At 68.9% G+C, this 16,689-nt stretch carries 13 protein-coding genes; 6 read left to right on the forward strand and 7 right to left on the reverse strand.

Features of this window, described 5'->3' with window-relative positions; translation table 11 throughout:
- Window positions 1–77 precede the first annotated feature (77 nt).
- The 3 genes from JWS13_RS16165 to JWS13_RS16175 are packed head-to-tail and all read left to right on the forward strand — an operon-like array spanning window position 78 to window position 3,866.
- A complete protein-coding gene (locus tag JWS13_RS16165) occupies window positions 78–1,247 on the forward strand; it encodes a phosphotransferase family protein (protein WP_206006555.1) in 1,170 nt (389 codons plus the stop codon).
- Window positions 1,244–2,389, forward strand: a complete 1,146-nt coding sequence (locus JWS13_RS16170; protein WP_206006556.1) for an Rv3169 family protein — start codon at window positions 1,244–1,246, stop codon at window positions 2,387–2,389. Before JWS13_RS16165 ends, JWS13_RS16170 begins: the two co-directional genes overlap by 4 nt.
- A 28-nt stretch (window positions 2,390–2,417) precedes the next feature.
- Window positions 2,418–3,866, forward strand: a complete 1,449-nt coding sequence (locus tag JWS13_RS16175; protein ID WP_206006557.1) for an aldehyde dehydrogenase — start codon at window positions 2,418–2,420, stop codon at window positions 3,864–3,866.
- 68 nt (window positions 3,867–3,934) lie between these two features.
- Here JWS13_RS16175 and JWS13_RS16180 read toward each other — a convergent pair whose 3' ends face one another.
- The 5 genes from JWS13_RS16180 to JWS13_RS16200 all read right to left on the reverse strand — a co-directional run bounded on the left by JWS13_RS16180 (window position 3,935) and on the right by JWS13_RS16200 (window position 9,428).
- Window positions 3,935–4,435, reverse strand: coding sequence for a hypothetical protein (locus JWS13_RS16180; RefSeq protein ID WP_241032225.1), 501 nt, complete (start codon window positions 4,433–4,435; stop codon window positions 3,935–3,937).
- Window positions 4,436–4,586: 151 nt separating this feature from the next.
- Window positions 4,587–6,416: a phosphoenolpyruvate carboxykinase (GTP) gene (locus tag JWS13_RS16185; RefSeq protein ID WP_206006558.1), complete on the reverse strand. Its 1,830-nt coding sequence runs from the start codon at window positions 6,414–6,416 to the stop codon at window positions 4,587–4,589.
- A 274-nt stretch (window positions 6,417–6,690) separates the two neighbouring features.
- Entirely contained in the window at window positions 6,691–7,002 is a 312-nt protein-coding gene (locus JWS13_RS16190; protein WP_206006559.1) for a DUF6802 family protein, read from the reverse strand.
- Window positions 7,003–7,107: 105 nt separating this feature from the next.
- A complete protein-coding gene (locus tag JWS13_RS16195) occupies window positions 7,108–8,556 on the reverse strand; it encodes a GTPase Era family protein (protein WP_206006560.1) in 1,449 nt (482 codons plus the stop codon).
- The gene (locus tag JWS13_RS16200; protein WP_206006561.1) at window positions 8,553–9,428 is read right to left on the reverse strand and encodes a hypothetical protein; all 876 of its coding nucleotides are present in this window, start codon (window positions 9,426–9,428) and stop codon (window positions 8,553–8,555) included. The genes JWS13_RS16195 and JWS13_RS16200 overlap by 4 nt, the downstream gene beginning before the upstream one ends.
- A gap of 122 nt (window positions 9,429–9,550) precedes the next feature.
- Here JWS13_RS16200 and trmB point away from each other — a divergent pair, with 122 nt between their 5' ends.
- Genes trmB through JWS13_RS16215 form a run of 3 tightly spaced genes read left to right on the forward strand, consistent with a single transcriptional unit; the run spans window position 9,551 to window position 14,059 of the window.
- On the forward strand, window positions 9,551–10,327 hold the full coding sequence (gene trmB / locus JWS13_RS16205; RefSeq protein WP_179220066.1) for a tRNA (guanosine(46)-N7)-methyltransferase TrmB: 777 nt from the start codon (window positions 9,551–9,553) through the stop codon (window positions 10,325–10,327).
- Window positions 10,324–11,055, forward strand: a complete 732-nt coding sequence (locus JWS13_RS16210) for an NYN domain-containing protein (protein WP_206006562.1) — start codon at window positions 10,324–10,326, stop codon at window positions 11,053–11,055. Before trmB ends, JWS13_RS16210 begins: the two co-directional genes overlap by 4 nt.
- 10 nt (window positions 11,056–11,065) lie before the next feature.
- Entirely contained in the window at window positions 11,066–14,059 is a 2,994-nt protein-coding gene (locus tag JWS13_RS16215; protein ID WP_206006563.1) for an MMPL family transporter, read from the forward strand.
- Here JWS13_RS16215 and JWS13_RS16220 read toward each other — a convergent pair.
- Both JWS13_RS16220 and JWS13_RS16225 read right to left on the reverse strand, forming a co-directional pair.
- A complete protein-coding gene (locus tag JWS13_RS16220; RefSeq protein WP_206006564.1) occupies window positions 14,034–15,947 on the reverse strand; it encodes a DUF2339 domain-containing protein in 1,914 nt (637 codons plus the stop codon). The two genes, JWS13_RS16215 and JWS13_RS16220, sit on opposite strands and share 26 nt — an antisense overlap.
- Window positions 15,948–16,013: 66 nt before the next feature.
- Window positions 16,014–16,664: a DUF1707 SHOCT-like domain-containing protein gene (locus JWS13_RS16225; protein WP_206006565.1), complete on the reverse strand. Its 651-nt coding sequence runs from the start codon at window positions 16,662–16,664 to the stop codon at window positions 16,014–16,016.
- Window positions 16,665–16,689: the final 25 nt, after the last annotated feature.

The raw sequence follows: 16,689 nt of genomic DNA on the forward strand, positions 1-16,689 counted from the left end.
AGCGGAATCTCCTCACCTGTTCCGAAATTCTGTAACGTGTTCTAGTGTTCAGGGTCACACCACGTTCAGGAGAGGAGGTGACCGTGAGCACGAGCGCAACCCGATCTGCCGACGACTCCGATCACCAATCCGAGGTCGCCAGGCCCAGTGACTCCCGTCGCGATCCGGAGGTGCTGCGGGCGGCCCTGCAACGCTGGCTCGCCACGCAACTGCCGGCCGACACCGCACCCGAAGTCACGCACGTCCACCTCCCCGACGCCAACGGCATGTCGAGCGAGACCATCCTGTTCGACGCCACCTGGTCGGGCGAGGTGCACCCGCTGGTCGCACGCGTCGCGCCCGCCGACACGACGATGCCCGTCTTCCCCGACTACGACCTCGACGGACAGTTCCAGGCGATGACGCAGGTCCGGGAGCACTCCGCCGTCCCGGTCCCGGTCGTCTACTGGTCCGAACCCGATCCCGGACCGCTGGGCGCCCCGTTCTTCGTCATGGCCCGCGTGTCCGGGCAGGTCCCGCCGGACGTGATGCCCTACAACTTCGGGTCGTGGGTGACGGAGGCGACCGAGGAGCAGCGCGCGGTGCTGCAGCACAGCGCCGTGAATGTGCTTGCGCAACTGCACGACATCGACCGGCCGTGGGAACGGTTCGCGTTCCTGCGACTGCCCGGCGCCGGCCCCACTGTCACCGAGGCGCTCGCCGCGCACATCCGGCAGCAACGCGACTACTACGAATGGACGACACGGTCGGGTCCCCGGTCCCCGCTGATCGAACGCGGCTTCGCGTGGATGGAGGAGAACCTCCCGGACGACACCTCCCCCGCCGTCTTCTGCTGGGGCGACGCCCGCATCGGCAACATGATGTTCGAGGACTTCCGGCCCGTGGCCGTACTCGACTGGGAGATGGCGACGCTCGGGCCCCGCGAACTCGACCTGGGCTGGATGACGTACCTGCACCGGTTCTTCGAGGACATCGCCGCGGCCGCCGGACTCGACGGGATGCCCGACTTCCTGCGCCTCGGCGACCTCGCCGCCCTGTACGAGGAACTGACGGGCCACACGCCCCGCGATCTCGAGTACTACACCACCTACGCGGCCCTGCGGCAGGCGACGATCATGTTGCGAATTCAGGAGCGCGCCATCCACTTCGGTCAGGCCGCCGCCCCCGAGGATCCGGACGACCTGATCATGCACCGGGCCTCGCTCGAGGCGATGCTCGACGGCACGTACTGGGAGAAGATCCGATGACCGCCGACTACGCCGGAAACCCGCTGTCCCCGATGGACGATTACCCCATCCATCAGGTGGCCGAACCCATCCGGCGCGTCGCGACGTCCGACCGCAACTTCTACGACCGCTACTACTTCAACTGCTATCCCTCCGACGAGTCCGACCTGTTCCTCATCATCGGTCTCGGCCAGTACCCCAACCTCGGGGTCACGGACGCGTTCGCGGTGCTCCGCCGCGGCGACGACCACATCGTGGTCCGCGGGTCGGCGGCGCTGGGCCACGACCGCTCCGACAGCACCGTCGGACCGTTCCGCGTCGAGGTCCTCGAGGGGCTGCAGCGCCTGCGCGTGGTGCTCGCACCCGGCGACTACGACCTCTCCTTCGACCTCACCTTCGACGGTGCGATCCCCGCGACGCTCGAGCCCCGCCACTTCCGCAGGCAACTCGAGCGCGTCACGTTCGACACGAGCCGCTTCGTCCAGACCGGCACCTGGGCAGGCGAACTCACGATCGACGGGCAGAGCCGTTCCGTCACCCCCGACACCTGGCGCGGCAACCGCGACCGGTCGTGGGGAGTGCGCCCCGTCGGCGAGTCCGAGCCTCCCGGACGGCGGGCGGTCGACGGGATCCAGAACTTCTTCTGGATCTACTCGGTGATGCAGTTCGACGAGTATGCCGTCTCCGTCGTCCTGCAGGAGGACGAACTCGGCAGGCGCATCGTCGAGGAGGCCGTCCGCATCTGGCCGGACGCCGACCGCGAGCCCGAATGGCTGGGCCGGCCCGAACACGAGCTGAAATTCGAGCCCGGGACGCGGGATGTCACGTCCGCGTCGCTGAGTTTCCACCGGCCGACCGGCGAGGTCGTCACCGTCACCTGCGACCTGCTGGTTCCCAACTACATCGGCATCGGCACCGGGTACGGACTCGAGGCCGACTGGCGTCACGGCATGTGGCAGGGCGAACTCGTGGTGCAGGGACTGCGCAAACGGGCGTCCGAGATCGAGCCGGGACTCCGGATGTTCTGCCCCGTCGACAATCTCACCCGATTCCGGCTCGACGACGGCGGCGAGACCGTCGTCGGGACCGGGCTGTTCGAGGTCGCGGCGATCGGGCCACACGCACGATACGGATTCGACAGTTTCACCGACACCGCCTCCTGACCGGGGGAACGACACGAGGAATGGACTCATGACCGACTACGACAAGCTCTACATCGGCGGCAAGTGGGTGGCCCCGGCCACCGATCAGGTGCTCGAAGTGTTCTCCCCGGCCACCGAGGAACGCGTCGGCAGCTGTCCCGTCGCGTCGCCTGCCGACATCGACGACGCCGTCGCCGTCGCCAGGCGGGCGTTCGACGAAGGTCCGTGGCCGCAGACCACTCCCGCGGAGCGCGGGGAGATCCTCGCGAAGGCGGCGAAGCTCATCGAGGAGCGCGGCGAGACCCTCAACGCGCTGATCTCTTCGGAGATGGGTCAGCCGCCCGCGATGGTCGGGATGATGCAGCAGACGCCGTCGCTCGCGACCCTGAACTTCTATGCCGGTCTCGCGAACGAATTCGAGTGGGAGCAGACCCGCACCGGCGTGTTCGGCCAGACGAAGGTGCTGCGGGAGCCGGTCGGTGTGGTGGCCGCGGTCCTCGCCTGGAACGTCCCGCTGTTCCTGGCCGTCAACAAACTGTCCCCCGCGCTGCTCGCCGGCTGCACCGTGCTGCTGAAGCCGGCACCCGAATCCCCGCTCTCCACACACGTTCTCGCCGAGATCTTCGCCGAGGCCGGGGTCCCCGAGGGTGTCATCTCCGTTCTGCCCGGCGGCGCCGAGACCGGTGAATACCTGGTGTCGCATCCCGGCATCGACAAGATCACGTTCACCGGCAGCAGTCCCGTCGGCCGCAAGATCGGGGCCATCGCCGCGCAGAACCTCAAGCGCTGCTCCCTCGAACTGGGTGGCAAGTCGGCGGCCATCATCCTCGAGGACGCCGACCTCGCGTCCACGATGCCGATGCTGGTGATGTCCGGGCTGATGAACACCGGGCAGGCGTGCGTCGCGCAGACCCGGATCCTCGCCCCGCGGTCCCGCTACGACGAGGTGCTCGACGCCCTCGTCGCGGGTGCCGGCTTCATGGCCGTCGGCGATCCGTCCGACCCGGCCGCACAACTCGGGCCGCTGATCTCCGAGAAGCAGCGCGACCGCGTCGAGGGTTACATCGCCAAGGGCAAGGAACAGGGCGCCCGCGTGGTGCTCGGCGGTGGCCGCCCGGATGGCCTCGACAAGGGCTGGTACGTGGAGCCGACCATCTTCGCGGACGTCGACAACTCGATGACGATCGCCCGCGAGGAGATCTTCGGGCCCGTCCTCTCCGTGATTCCCTACGACTCCGAGGACGAGGCGATCAAGATCGCCAACGATTCCGACTACGGCCTCGCCGGTTCGGTGTACACCACCGACATCGACCACGGTCTCGCCGTCGCGAAGCAGATCCGCACCGGCACGTACGCCATCAACTGGTACGCATTCGATCCGGGATCACCGTTCGGCGGCTACAAGGCCTCCGGCATCGGCCGCGAGAACGGACCGGAGGGGCTCGAGGCGTTCTGCGAGACCAAGTCCGTCCTCATGCCGCCCGGCTACACGGGGTAGGCGGCTTCGCCGCCCGTGAGTGGTTGACGAGTCCAGAGACTCCTCAACCACTCACGGGCGCGTAGCGCCTAACTGCCGAACTGCATCCCACCCAGCGGACCGCCGACGAGGACGATCTGCGGCATCGTGGTCTGGGGGTTGGCGACGGTGGTCAGCGACAGGCATTCGCCGAGAACCGCGTAGGCGCCGTCCGGAAGGTCCGGAGTGGTGAACGTCTTGACCGCGTCGCCCGCGGCGTTCGCGAGGACCCGTTCGATCGGGTTGGTGGCCCACGCGACGAATCCCGGTTCGAGAACCACGGTGGGGTCGGCGAGTACCGCGGGCAGCTTGGTGGCGTCGAATGCCACTGCGCCGCAGGACTGGGCGTCCAGCAGATTCAGGACGTTGGGGTTGGTGACGGTGATGTCGAGGGTGCTTCCGTCGACCGCGGTCACGACAGTGGGAGGCTGCACTTCCGTCGCTGCGGAAGCGGTCGCCGGCATGGTCACGGCTACGGTGGCGGCGGCTGCGGCAGCGAGTGCGGCCCCTCCGGCGAGTCGCTTCATGCCCCTGCTGGTCCCTGTCTGCATCTGCAATCCTTTCGTCGCGTGCGAGCTTCGAGAATCGAGGCTTTTACAAACCGAATGGTATGCGTTTACTTCAGGAACACCCCCGAAACGACGAATGTCACAGTGGTTCAGTCGAACTGAACCACTGTGACATACGGTCACCGGGGAGGGACTAGCCCAGGCGCTGCTTCAGGGCCTCGAACTCGTCACGGATGCCGGAGGGCACCTTCTCGCCGAGGAATTCGAACCATTCCTCGATGAGCGGCAGCTCCTGCTTCCACTCGTCGACGTCGACCTTGAGCGCCTCGTCGACGTCGTCGCCGTTGACGTCCAGCCCGCCGAGCTCCAGATCGGCTGCGGTCGGAACGAATCCGATCGGGGTGGATTCGGCGCCGGCCTTGTGCTCGATGCGGTCGACGATCCACTTCAGCACGCGGGAGTTCTCGCCGAAACCGGGCCACAGGAAGCGGCCGTCTTCGCCGCGACGGAACCAGTTGACGTAGAAGATCTTCGGCAGCTTCTCGGAATCCGCGTGCTTGCCGAGGTTGATCCAGTGGTTCAGGTAGTCGCCGGCGTTGTAGCCGATGAACGGGATCATGGCCATCGGGTCGCGGCGGACGGTGCCCACGGCGCCTTCGGCGGCAGCGGTCTGCTCGGACGACAGCGTCGCGCCGAGGAACGTGCCGTGCTGCCAGTCGAAGGACTCGCTGACCAGCGGAACCGTGGTCTTGCGGCGTCCACCGAACAGGATCGCGGAGATCGGCACACCCTGCGGGTCGTCCCACTCGGGGGCGAGGATCGGGCACTGCGACATCGGGGTGCAGTAACGCGAGTTCGGGTGCGCGGCCTTACCGTCCGACTCGGGCGTCCACTCGTTGCCCTTCCAGTCGACGAGGTGCTGCGGGTCTCCCTCGAGGCCCTCCCACCAGACGTCGCCGTCGTCGGTCTGCGCGACGTTCGTGTACAGCGAGTTGCCGGCCTCGAGCGTCTTCATCGCGTTCGGGTTCGACCCGTAGTTGGTGCCCGGCGCGACGCCGAAGAAGCCGTATTCCGGGTTCACGGCGTACAGGCGGCCGTCCTCACCGAAGCGCATCCACGCGATGTCGTCACCGAGGGTCTCGGCGCGCCATCCGGGGATGGTGGGCTGGATCATCGCGAGGTTGGTCTTGCCGCAGGCGCTCGGGAACGCGGCCGCGATGTAGTACGGCTTGTCCTCCGGGGAGATCAGCTTGAGGATCAGCATGTGCTCGGCGAGCCAGCCCTCGTCGTGGGCCATCGCCGACGCGATGCGCAGCGAGTAGCACTTCTTGCCGAGGAGGGCGTTTCCGCCGTAGCCCGAACCGTAGCTCCAGATCTCGCGGTCCTCGGGGAAGTGGGTGATGTACTTGGTGTCGTTGCACGGCCACGGGACGTCGGCCTGACCCTCCGCGAGCGGTGCGCCGACCGAGTGCAGCGCCTTCACGAACGGCTTGTCCTTGCCCAGCTTCTCCATCGCGGCCGTGCCCATGCGCGTCATGATGCGCATGGAGACGACGACGTACTCGGAGTCGGTGATCTCGACACCCAGCTTCGGGTCGTCGGCCCCGAGCGGACCCATGCAGAACGGCACCACGTACATGGTGCGTCCGCGCATGCTGCCGCGGTAGAGGTCGGTCATGAGCGACCGCATCTCCGTCGGATCCATCCAGTTGTTGGTGGGCCCGGCGTCGATCTCCTCACGCGAGCAGATGTAGGTGCGGGACTCGACGCGTGCGACGTCCGACGGGTCCGAGTTGCCGACGAACGAGTTCGGCTTCTTCTCATCGTTGAGTCGCGTGAACGTGCCGGCCGCGACGAGCTGCTCGGTCAGTCGATCCCATTCTGCGTCCGAGCCGTCGGCGAAGACGACGCGGTCGGGCTGAGTGAGTTCGGCAACCTCTCGAACCCAGGCGAGCAGCTCACTGTGCTCCGTGGGGGGCGTGCCGTCAGTTCCGTTCAGACCGGGAATGGTCGCTGAGGTCATCAAACTCTCCTGGGGTGAGCCGGAACCGGACCATCTGCCGTCCGCTGAGAGAACCTCGCAGCGTGTGCCAGACGGTCCGATTTCCCCTCTCGGCGGGGTCCAGCCAGGCCGTCCATGCCACATGGAAGACGCGGGCGCCGGGTGTCCTATCCCTAGAGGTTAACGCCGCGGGTCCCATCTCGGGGAATCGGGTGCGGTTGGAATGGTCACAGAAACGATTCAGTAGCCCTGCCAGGCGCCTTTCCCGCGTCTGGAGTGCGGATTTCGGGGGTGGTCAGCCGTTACCGAGAGTCCCGCCATCGGTCTGCTCCCAGTGCACGACACCGTCGCCGTCGCGGTGAAACTCCCACGATGCGTAGTCGCCGTCCTCGTGGATCAACGTCAGATGGTCTGCGTCGCCGTCCGAGTCGAGGTCGGAGGCGATGACGACGGCATCGCCCGCGTCGAACGTCTGGGTGTCGAGGACGCCGTCGCCGTCGATGTCGTGGGTGGGATCGGTGAGCGCGACCGCCCCGGAATCGTGGCCGAACGTGTTCGGATCGACGTCCGGCACGTCCGGGACCAGAAAACTCTCAGTCGTCGCCACCGCGGTCTCCCTTCGTATTTCGGACCAGTTTCCCGCCCAAAACAAGACATATCAAGATATTTCAACACGATCCCACATGAAAGCGGGCGAACAGCGGTCGGGCACCTATGTATTCAGACGTTCACCGCGGCGATTCGGTTCCCCGGCCGGCCTGCGGACCTCCTGCAGTCCCCGGTCGACCGCCGCGAGGTCGCGTTCGCAGGACGACAACTGCCCGCTGCGCCGCGCGGCCAGCCGGCGGAGTTCCCCGTCTATCTGCGCGACCCGCTCGTCCACCTCCCGGGCGGCGACCCTGCTCTCGGCGATGATCGCCTCACTCACCCGGGTCTCCGCCGCGAGCAACCGGGCGAGCACGAACTGCTCCCACTGCGACCGCACCTGCACCAACGCCTCGGTGGCCCACTGCCGCACGTGGGCACGCTCGGCGACGTGCGCGCGCGACCGCGTCAGCCACCACGCCGCGACGGCGCCGAGTGCGAGGGTCAGCGGGATGCTCGCGATGTCGAGCGCGGGCACCATCGACAGCGGCGACACCACCAGCCTGCCCAGACCGAGCCCGGCGGACGCACCGATCAGAATCGTCATCCGGTCTTCCAGCCCGCGGTGCCGCGGTTCGGGCCCCTCCGGCACCACCGGCTCCGGCGGCGGACCGGCGGCCTCGGGATCGGAGTCGGCGACGCCCGCTCGCGACCGCAGTTCGCCGAGGCGCGCGGTCACCGCGGCGTCGACCGCACCGCTTCGCTCGCGCACGATCTCGGCCAGCCGGTCGGGATAGCCCGCGAGGGTCTCGCGGCCCGCGCGGTCGATCTCGGACCGAGCCGACGCTCCGGCCGCGCGAACCTGGGAGGCCACCTCATGCAGCAACTCGACCTTCGCGAGCTGGACCTGACCGCGGAGCTGGGCGACCCGTTCCGTGCGCCCGCCGTCCCGCAGGGTCAGCGCGCGCACCCGCTCGGCGCGCAATTCCGCGCCGGGCTCGGTCTCCCGCACGGACCGGGCGGTGGCCACGATCATGCGACGCGTCTGCTCGAGCACCGCCTCGGTGGCGGGACTGTTGTCGCGGGCCTCGTCCCGGGCGGCACGCAGGAGTGCCGCCCGCAGCGCCTCCACCCCGGACCCGCCGGCCGCAACCGGGTGGATCTCCGCGTCGGCGAACCGCACCGCGTGCCGGGCGAGCAGGGTCCGGTTACGTTCGCGCACGCCCGCCCAGTCCCGGTGGACATCGGTCTTGGTGAGCGCGAAGACCACGGGGCACGCCGGTCGTGCGACGACGTCGAGCACGGACAGCTCCTCCCGCCCGAGCGGCGCTGCCGCGTCGAACACCATCAGGACGACCCCGGCGTCGAGCGGATCCTCTACATACGTGAGCGCGGACGCGTCGAGCGTGCGGAGCCTGCGCACGAGAGTGGTCTTGCCTGCGCGCCGCGGCCCCGCCACGAAGACACCTCGCTGCGCGGATCCCCCGGACTTCAGGCGGGCGACGGCGTCCGGGTTCCATCGCGTCACCACGTCGACGGTCTCGGCGGGCAGATCGGACAACTGCGGTCTCGTCACGTTCCGGGGCTGCCGCTCAGCTGCCGTCCGACACGAACGTAGTGGCGCCGGAGGTCGACGACCGCCCGGCGCCGGCGGGCCGTCGGTTGCCGGGCGAGTTGCGCCCGCCACCAGTCCGCGCACCGGCCGGCGTCCGCGGCGGTGCGCGGTGGTTCCGGTTCGTCCGCGATGCAGTCGGCGAGGTGGAGCCGGGCCGCGGCGGCGCCGAGCGCGACCGCGTGGTCGCAGGCGAGGTACCGCTCCAGCACGTCGCGGGACACAACACTGCGCGCGGCCTGCGACCGCAGCGTGTTCAGCAGGATCTCGCCGCGGTGCGCCCGGGATCGTGCGACCCGGTCGGCGACCGCGGCCGACACCGCGCCGATCCCGGACTGCGAGGACGTCCCCGCGGTCGCGAGCGTGCCGATCAACGGCAGAGCAGGGAGGCCGCCCTCGTCCGAGCATTCGGCAGCCCGCGCGGTCGCCGTCGCCCAGGCGTCGGCGGGCACGCGCGACGCGCCCAACGCGTCCGCCTTGTTGACGACGAACAGGGCCTGCTCCGGGTCCAGGTTCCGCACGGCGTCCCGGTCGGCGTCGCGCACCGCTTCGACGAGGACGTAGACCACGACGTCGCCGTCCAGCACCGGGTCGGGTGCGCCGGGCACGTCGACGGCGTCCGCTTCCTCCACGACCGCGCCGTCGATGCCACCGGCGGTCAGCGCGGCGGCCACGGTCGACCTGCCCACACCCGCCCGACCGGCCGTCTGAACCCGGATCGGCGCCCCGAACGCCGCGACGGCGGCGCGCACCCGGTCGCCCGCGACCTCGTCCAGTGCCGCCACTTCTGCGGCGAGATCCGTCAGTTTTCCGCCCCCGGCATCTGCAGTGCCCATGACGCAGTCACCCCCCTTCGTCCCGCGCCGATTCTGTCAGACTCACCCCGAATCGGCGTGGGCAACCGTGCAGGCTGGGCACCGGATTACCGAAAAAGTCTCAAGGTGAACTTCAGACCCGTATGCCAGAAACGCCCCTCATGCGTGACAATGGTCCGGTGAACCACGCTGATCAGGATGCACCCGCCGTCCCCGAGGAGGGGCAGACGAAGGACTCGAAGGGGTCCCGTCTCCACCCGAGGGTGACAAGTTTCCGCTCGCGCAGGGGCGCTCTGACCGCTCCCCAGCAGGAGACGTGGGACCGGCAATGGCCCGTGATCGGCGCGGACGTCTCGGACAACCGACTGGACGCGCCGTCGTGGTTCGGCCGCGACGCGCCCCTGATCCTCGAGATCGGCTCGGGCACGGGTACCGCCACCGCGGCGATGGCGAAGGCCGAACCGCACGTGAACCTCATGGCCGTCGAGGTCTACCGGCCCGGGCTCGCACAGTTGCTCCAACAGATCGAACGGGACGAGATCCCGAACATCCGGGTCCTGCGCGGCGACGCCATGGATGTCCTGGAGAACATGATCGAACCGGAATCGCTCACCGGAGTCCGTGTCTTCTTCCCGGACCCGTGGCCGAAGGCCCGCCATCACAAGCGCCGCCTGCTGCAGGCCCCCACTTTCGCCCTCATCGCGAGCAGGCTGAAGGCCGGCGGTGTGTTGCATGTCGCAACAGATCACGCCGAGTACGCCGAGGCCATCGCCGAGGCAGGCAACGCGGAACCCCTCCTGACCTCCCTCGACTGGGAGTCACCCATGACGCACGAGCGTCCGGTGACGAAGTTCGAGGACAAGGCCCACCAGGTCGGCAGTGCGATCACCGAGTTGATTTGGGGGAAGATCAGGTCATGAGCGTCAGCGAGCAATACACCGACACAGCCGGCACCGCCCCGGCAGGCACCGCGGTGTCGTCAGCATCTCCCGCGGTGGGTGCACGTGACGGGCGCCACCAGAAGCGGGTCCTTCTCGTCTGGGACGCACCCAACCTCGACATGGGTCTCGGCGCCATCCTCGGCGGCAGGCCCACGGCCGCCTACCGGCCACGATTCGACGCACTCGGCCGCTGGCTGCTCTCCCGGACCGCCGAACTGTCCGCGTCCGGCACCGACACACTCGAACCCGAGGCGACGGTCTTCACCAACATCGCGGCTGGCAGCGCCGATGTCGTGAGACCGTGGGTCGAAGCCTTGCGTAATGTGGGTTTCGCGGTGTTCGCCAAGCCGAAGATCGATGAGGACAGCGACGTCGACTCCGACATGCTGGACCACATCGCGCTTCGTCACGGCGAGGGGCTGGCCGGTGTCATGGTCGCCTCCGCCGACGGTCAAGCATTTCGCGAACCGTTGGAGGACATCGCCGCGACCGGCATTCCGGTCCAGATACTCGGGTTCCGCGAGCACGCCAGCTGGGCGGTCGCGTCCGACCTTCTGGACTTCGTCGATCTCGAGGACATCCCCGGCGTGTTCCGGGAGCCACTGCCTCGGGTCAGCCTCGACACACTGCCCGACGAGGGTGCCTGGTTGCAGCCGTTCCGACCGCTTTCCGCCCTGCTCGTCGGGCGGAAGAGTGCTGCCGAGTAGGAGTTGATCTGTGTTCGCGAGCTGGGGAAGCGTCGTCTACCGGGCCCGATTCACCGTCATCGGCATCATGGTTGCCTTGTTGCTCGGTTCGGCCGCGTACGGCCTGGGCCTCGAGAAGCATCTCAGCCAGAGCGGCTGGGACGATCCGGGCTCGGAGTCGGTCGCCGCAGCCAAGCTGGCTGACGGCACCTTCGGTCGCGACACCAACAGCGACGTCGTCGCGCTCTATACGGCCCCCGAGGGCAAGACGATCGAGGACCCCGAGTTCCAGGCGAAGGTCGTCGCGAACCTCGAGCGGCTGGCGGCGGAACACCCGGACAAGATCCTCAAGATCAACGGCGGCTACTTCAAGGTCGGAACCGCACCGCAGCTGGCGTCCGCCGCGGACGCCGACAAGCAGCATGCGATCGAGAGCGTCGCGATCGTCGGCGACAACGACACCGAGGTCACGGCCAATTTCCGCGACGTCAAGGACGAGTTCTACATCGACGGCGTCGACGTGCAACTCGCCGGTCTCCAGCCCGTGTCGGGTGCGCTCAACGACACGATGGCCACGGACATCCGGCGGATGGAGCTCCTCGCGATCCCGGCCGTGGGTGTGCTGCTGTTCTTCGTGTTCGGTGGTGTCATCGCGGCGGCGCTCCCACTGATCATCGGCGGCCTGACCGTGGTCGGCGCCAACGGCATCGTCCGGCTGATCACCAACTTCACCGAGGTCAACTCGTTCGTCGCGCCCGTGGTCTCCCTCGTGGGTCTGGGCCTGGCCATCGATTACGGGTTGTTCATCGTCAGCCGGTTCCGAGAAGAGATGGCGGAGGGGTACGACACCCGCGCCGCCGTCCGCAGAACGGTGATGACCTCGGGCCGCACCGTGGTCTTCTCGGCGACGATGATCGTCGCCAGCCTCGGCGGACTTCTGCTGTTCCCGCAGGGCTTCCTGAAATCCGTCGCTTACGGCGCCATCGCGACCGTCGGCCTCGCGGCGCTGACGTCGATCACGATCCTGCCCGCGATCCTCGGCATCCTCGGCAAGCGCGTCGACGCCCTCAGCCTCGACCGTTTCCGTCAGACGAAGAACACCGAGGAGATCGAGGCGAGTATCTGGGGCCGGCTCACCCGCTGGGTGATGCGCAACCCGCTCAAGGTCACCATTCCGATCGTCGTCGGCCTGCTCCTGCTGATCGTGCCGCTGACGGGCATCAAGTTCGGTGGCATCAACGAGACCTACCTGCCCCCGGACAGCACGACCCGCGCGGCGCAGGAACAGTTCGACGAGATCTTCCCGAATCTGCGCACCGAACCGGTCAAGCTCGTGGTGTCCGACGCCGACAACAAGGCGCTCGGCCAGATCATCAAGGAAGCCAGTGGCGCGCCGGGTCTGATCGAGCGGTTCACCCCGGAGGGCGCGGCCAAGGACGGGGTGGTCGTCCTCAAGGCGGGACTCGTCGACCGCAACGAGTCCAAGCCGACCATCGACTATCTGCGTGCCATGGACAGCCCGGACGGCGTCCAAGTGCTGGTGGGCGGCACCCCGGCGATCGAGCAGGACAGTATCTCGGCGCTGCTCGACCACCTGCCCACGATGGTGATCTCCGTCCTCTTCCTGACGACGCTGCTGATGTTCCTGACGTTCGGCTCGCTGGTGCTGCCGATCAAGGCGGCGTTGATGAGCGCGCTGGGCCTCGGGTCCACGCTCGGCATCCTGACGTGGATCTTCATCGACGGTCACGGTTCGGAGTGGCTGAACTTCACCCCCGGCCCGATCATGTCGCCGGTGCTGGTGCTGATCATCGCGATCGTCTACGGCCTGTCCACCGACTACGAGGTGTTCCTGCTCTCCCGGATGGTCGAGGCGCGGGCGCAGGGGGCCAGTACGACGGAGTCGATCCGCATCGGCACCGCGCACACGGGCCGCATCATCACCGCGGCCGCGCTCATCCTCATCGTCGTCACCGGCGCGTTCGGGTTCTCCGAACTCGTGATGATGAAATACATCTCCTACGGCATGATCGCCGCGCTCATCATCGACGCGACCCTCATCCGCATGTTCCTCGTCCCCGCCACGATGAAACTGCTCGGCGATGACTGCTGGTGGGCGCCGGCGTGGATGAAACGGATCCAGGAGAAGACCGGTCTCGGCGAGCCGATCCTCGACAACGAGTTGATGCCCACCGACGTCCCGGAGCTCACCCCGATCGGTGCCGTCCCGCCGCAGCGCAAGCTCGCGGCCCCGCCCGCACCCCGGAAACCGGAACCGCTCACCGAGCCGATCCCGCTGGTCACCGCACGGGCGCTGGCCGCGAAGATGTCCGAGGACGACGAGAAGGCACGCCGGGCGCAGGACGAGGCCCGGCGGTCGGCGACCGGCCGCCCCGCCCGGCCGCCGGTGGAGATCGAGGAGCCGGCCGCGGAACCGCAGACCACCGCGCTGCCGCAGCCCGCTCCCCCGCGTCCGGCACCGACGCAGTCCCGTCCCACGCCGGCGCCGCGCCCTGCACCGCAGTCGCGTCCCGCTCCCCGGCCCCGCCAGGCGGCGGCCCCCGCCCCGGGTCCGGCGACCGAGTCGCGTCCCATCGAGAGCTGGCTCGCGGACCTGCGGTCCACGTCGGCCGCCGAACCGCGGCCGATCTCCTCGCCCGCCGAACCGCGATCGAGCGCGTCGGCACCGTCATTGCCGACCCGCTCGCCGCGCTCGGTGCCGGCACCGTACGAGCAGGAGACCCCCCAGTCGTCTCCTGCCCGCCCGGTGCCGCCGATCCCGTCGCGGCGTCGCGCCGCCGAGCCTGCGGAACCCGTCAACGGCGGCAGGCGCACCAATGGCACGCCTGCCAACGGGAGCCCGGCCAACGGTGCTCCGGCAAACGGTGCCCCGACCAACGGCTCGCGCCGCCGCGCCGAGGAGCCGCCGGTCGATCCGGACGACGCCTCGAGCGGCAGGCACCGCGCGGACGACACCAACGCCGTCAGCGTCAGCGAACTCATCGCTCGGCAGAACCGGCGCTGACGGAGCCGTTCGGCGTTTCCCGTCCGGCCTCCCGCTCCGCGAATTCACGCGCGTAGCGGGTGCCGGCGAGGAGCAGCAGCAGGCCCACCACCAGGAACGCGAGGACGCGGAACAGTCCGTCGAGGGTGGCCAGGTCGAACAGGAACAGTTTGGCCAGCGCCGCGGCGGTCAGTCCCAGTCCGACGCCGAGCGCGGTGTGGGCGTAGTCGCGTCGCGCCAGTCCGAACACCAGGGCCGCCGTCGCTGCCGCCATCCATGCGATGGTCGCCGCGCAGTGTCCGGCGATGAAGCCTGCGGACGTCCCGGTGAGCGCCGTCCCCGCGGACACCGTCGCGGTGGTGACGGCGTACAGGATCACCAGTCCGGCGAGCACCCACCACGGCTGGGCGCCGGCGGTGCTCAGCAGTTTCAGTGTGTGCGCGTACCAGACGAACAGGAAGACGGTTCCCGCCAGCACGAGTGACGACAGCACCGTGGTCACGCCGAGTGCGTCGAGCGCCTGGTACTCGTCGACGAGGACGAACGGCGGCGCGGTGATCACGAAGGCCAATCCGCCGACGACCGTGAAGACGGCACCGACGGCGTAGGCGATCCGCGACTCCGCCTGCCCGCCGACGGTGAGGAACAGTGCCGCGACCCCGAGCAGGACGAGCGGTGCGAGGTCTTCGCTCGACCCGGTGAGGCAGGCTTCGAGCAGCGCGAGGGTACCCACGCCGGCCAGCGCGATCCGGGCGTGGTTCGGCAACGACCGGGCCACCGCGAACGCGGCGAACATCGCGGCGGCCAGTGCCAGCGCGATCAGCGTGGACCCGAGCCGGTCGAAGAGGTGACCGATCACCAGCATCGGGACGGCCGTCGTGACGATCATCGCGGTCGCGGTGACGTCGCGGGAGTTGCTGCGCAGCAAGATGATCGACGACACGAGACCGACCAAGACAACCAGTGCGGCGGAGGCCAGCAGCCAGAACCGCTCCGGCCGGTCGTCGAGTCCGGTGTTCGCGATCGCGATCAGCAGTGCGATCACCACCGGGCACGTCCTCGCGATCGCCAGGTACAGCCAGTCGCGACCGAGTTGCGCCGGGAAGCTCGCGACCTGGATCACGAACAGGAACCCGATGAGGGTGAGCGTGATGCCGTCGGTGAGCACGGGAGCGAGTACGGCGGCGCCGGTCACCACGAGCAGCGCGAGGGGTTGCGAACCCCACCTGACCGCCAGTGCGACACCGGCTCCCGCGATCCCGAGTGCCACGACCATCGCGAGCACCGGCAGCAGCCAGTGATAGACGACCGCCACGGCCACGACGTCCAGGTAGGCGCCGGCGATACCCGTTGCCGCGAGCGCGATCCCGCCGACCCGGCCGCCGGGACGTCCGAAGACGCGGGCACCGGCGACGACGAGACCCGCCGAGAACAGCCCACCCGCCACCACCCGCAGTTCCGGGCCGAAGAACCCGGCCTGCGCCGCCAGCACGAGCAGCATCACCACACCGATCAGGGTGACGGCGACACCCGCGACGGCGAGCACGCGGCTGATCATCCCGTCGCGCTGCCACCAGGGTTCGCGAACCACCCGGGGCTGCGGCGCGGGAGCGGGCGGGTACGGGACGGCCGGTGCGGGCGGCGGCGCCGGGGCAGTCTGCGCCACCGGCGGCCGGTACATCGGCTGCGGCACCGGCTGGGGCTGGGGCTGGGGCTGGGGCTGGGGCTGGGGCTGGGGCTGGGGTGCAGGCTGCGGTTGCGGTTGGGGCCGCGGGACGCTCGCGAGTTGCGCCTGCAGGACGGCGAGGTTCTCACCCACGTGACGCATCTGCTGACCGAGCGCCGAGAAGTCGCCGGACAGCTGCGCGACGAGCCGGGGGTCGACTGAAGGAATACCAGGTGTGGACATGGATCAATCGTCCTGCGGCGACGCCGCCCACACATGAGTAGGCCTACTCGAGAGACCTGCGTCGTGCTACCCGAACATGCGGCGAATCGACGTGCCGAAGGGATGCTTGGCGGTCACGCTCCCAAACCGGACCTTGCCGCGGACGACGACGTGCAGCGGGCCGATGGGAGGTCCGGTCCGCACCTTGTTGGTCGCGGAACCGCCGACCGTTTCGACGCCGTTGAGGTCGACGGTCGCCTCCTCCGGCACGACCAGCGAAATCGTGCTCGCGTAGTCGTCGATCGTCACGTGCACCACCTGCGTGGACATGACGGCGCGTGTGAAGTCGAGCGTCACCGTCGACAGCCGGGTGTTCACCTCGAGTGCGGGGGGAACGGTCCACGAGCCGGTGCGGCTGACCGACGACATCCGGCCCCGGACGACATCACCGGGCGGCGGTGCCGGTGACCGGTGCACGGTCGGCGGAACCGGTGGCACCGGACGGGACACGTACGGCTGGTCGGGGTACGGCGGCGGCGTGAACTCGGAGATCAACTGGATCCCCGGCAGATCCACCAGGACGACGTTCAGCTCCGCGCGCGTCTTCGCGGCGAGTGCCGTGTCCATCCGTTCGGTGAACTCGCCGAGCGAGAGCATCCCCTGGCCCACCGCCCGCTGCAGCAGTTCGCCGACGTGTTCCCGTTCCGCATCCGATACGCGTAGGTCCCGTGCCTCCATACCGACCAGGCTAGCGCCCGTGAGT

It is taken from the genome of Rhodococcus pseudokoreensis (assembly GCF_017068395.1).
GTDB classification, from domain to species: Bacteria; Actinomycetota; Actinomycetes; order Mycobacteriales; family Mycobacteriaceae; genus Rhodococcus_F; species Rhodococcus_F pseudokoreensis.

What these genes read in the sequence shown, in the direction of transcription:
- JWS13_RS16185 (WP_206006558.1), bottom strand. Translation starts at nt 6,416, where the DNA reads ATGACCTCAGCGACCATTCCCGGTCTGAACGGAACTGACGGCACGCCC.
- JWS13_RS16170 (WP_206006556.1), top strand. Translation starts at nt 1,244, where the DNA reads ATGACCGCCGACTACGCCGGAAACCCGCTGTCCCCGATGGACGATTAC.
- JWS13_RS16180 (WP_241032225.1), bottom strand. Translation starts at nt 4,435, where the DNA reads ATGCAGACAGGGACCAGCAGGGGCATGAAGCGACTCGCCGGAGGGGCC.
- JWS13_RS16200 (WP_206006561.1), bottom strand. Translation starts at nt 9,428, where the DNA reads ATGGGCACTGCAGATGCCGGGGGCGGAAAACTGACGGATCTCGCCGCA.
- JWS13_RS16175 (WP_206006557.1), top strand. Translation starts at nt 2,418, where the DNA reads ATGACCGACTACGACAAGCTCTACATCGGCGGCAAGTGGGTGGCCCCG.
- trmB (WP_179220066.1), top strand. Translation starts at nt 9,551, where the DNA reads ATGCCAGAAACGCCCCTCATGCGTGACAATGGTCCGGTGAACCACGCT.
- JWS13_RS16210 (WP_206006562.1), top strand. Translation starts at nt 10,324, where the DNA reads ATGAGCGTCAGCGAGCAATACACCGACACAGCCGGCACCGCCCCGGCA.
- JWS13_RS16225 (WP_206006565.1), bottom strand. Translation starts at nt 16,664, where the DNA reads ATGGAGGCACGGGACCTACGCGTATCGGATGCGGAACGGGAACACGTC.
- JWS13_RS16220 (WP_206006564.1), bottom strand. Translation starts at nt 15,947, where the DNA reads ATGTCCACACCTGGTATTCCTTCAGTCGACCCCCGGCTCGTCGCGCAG.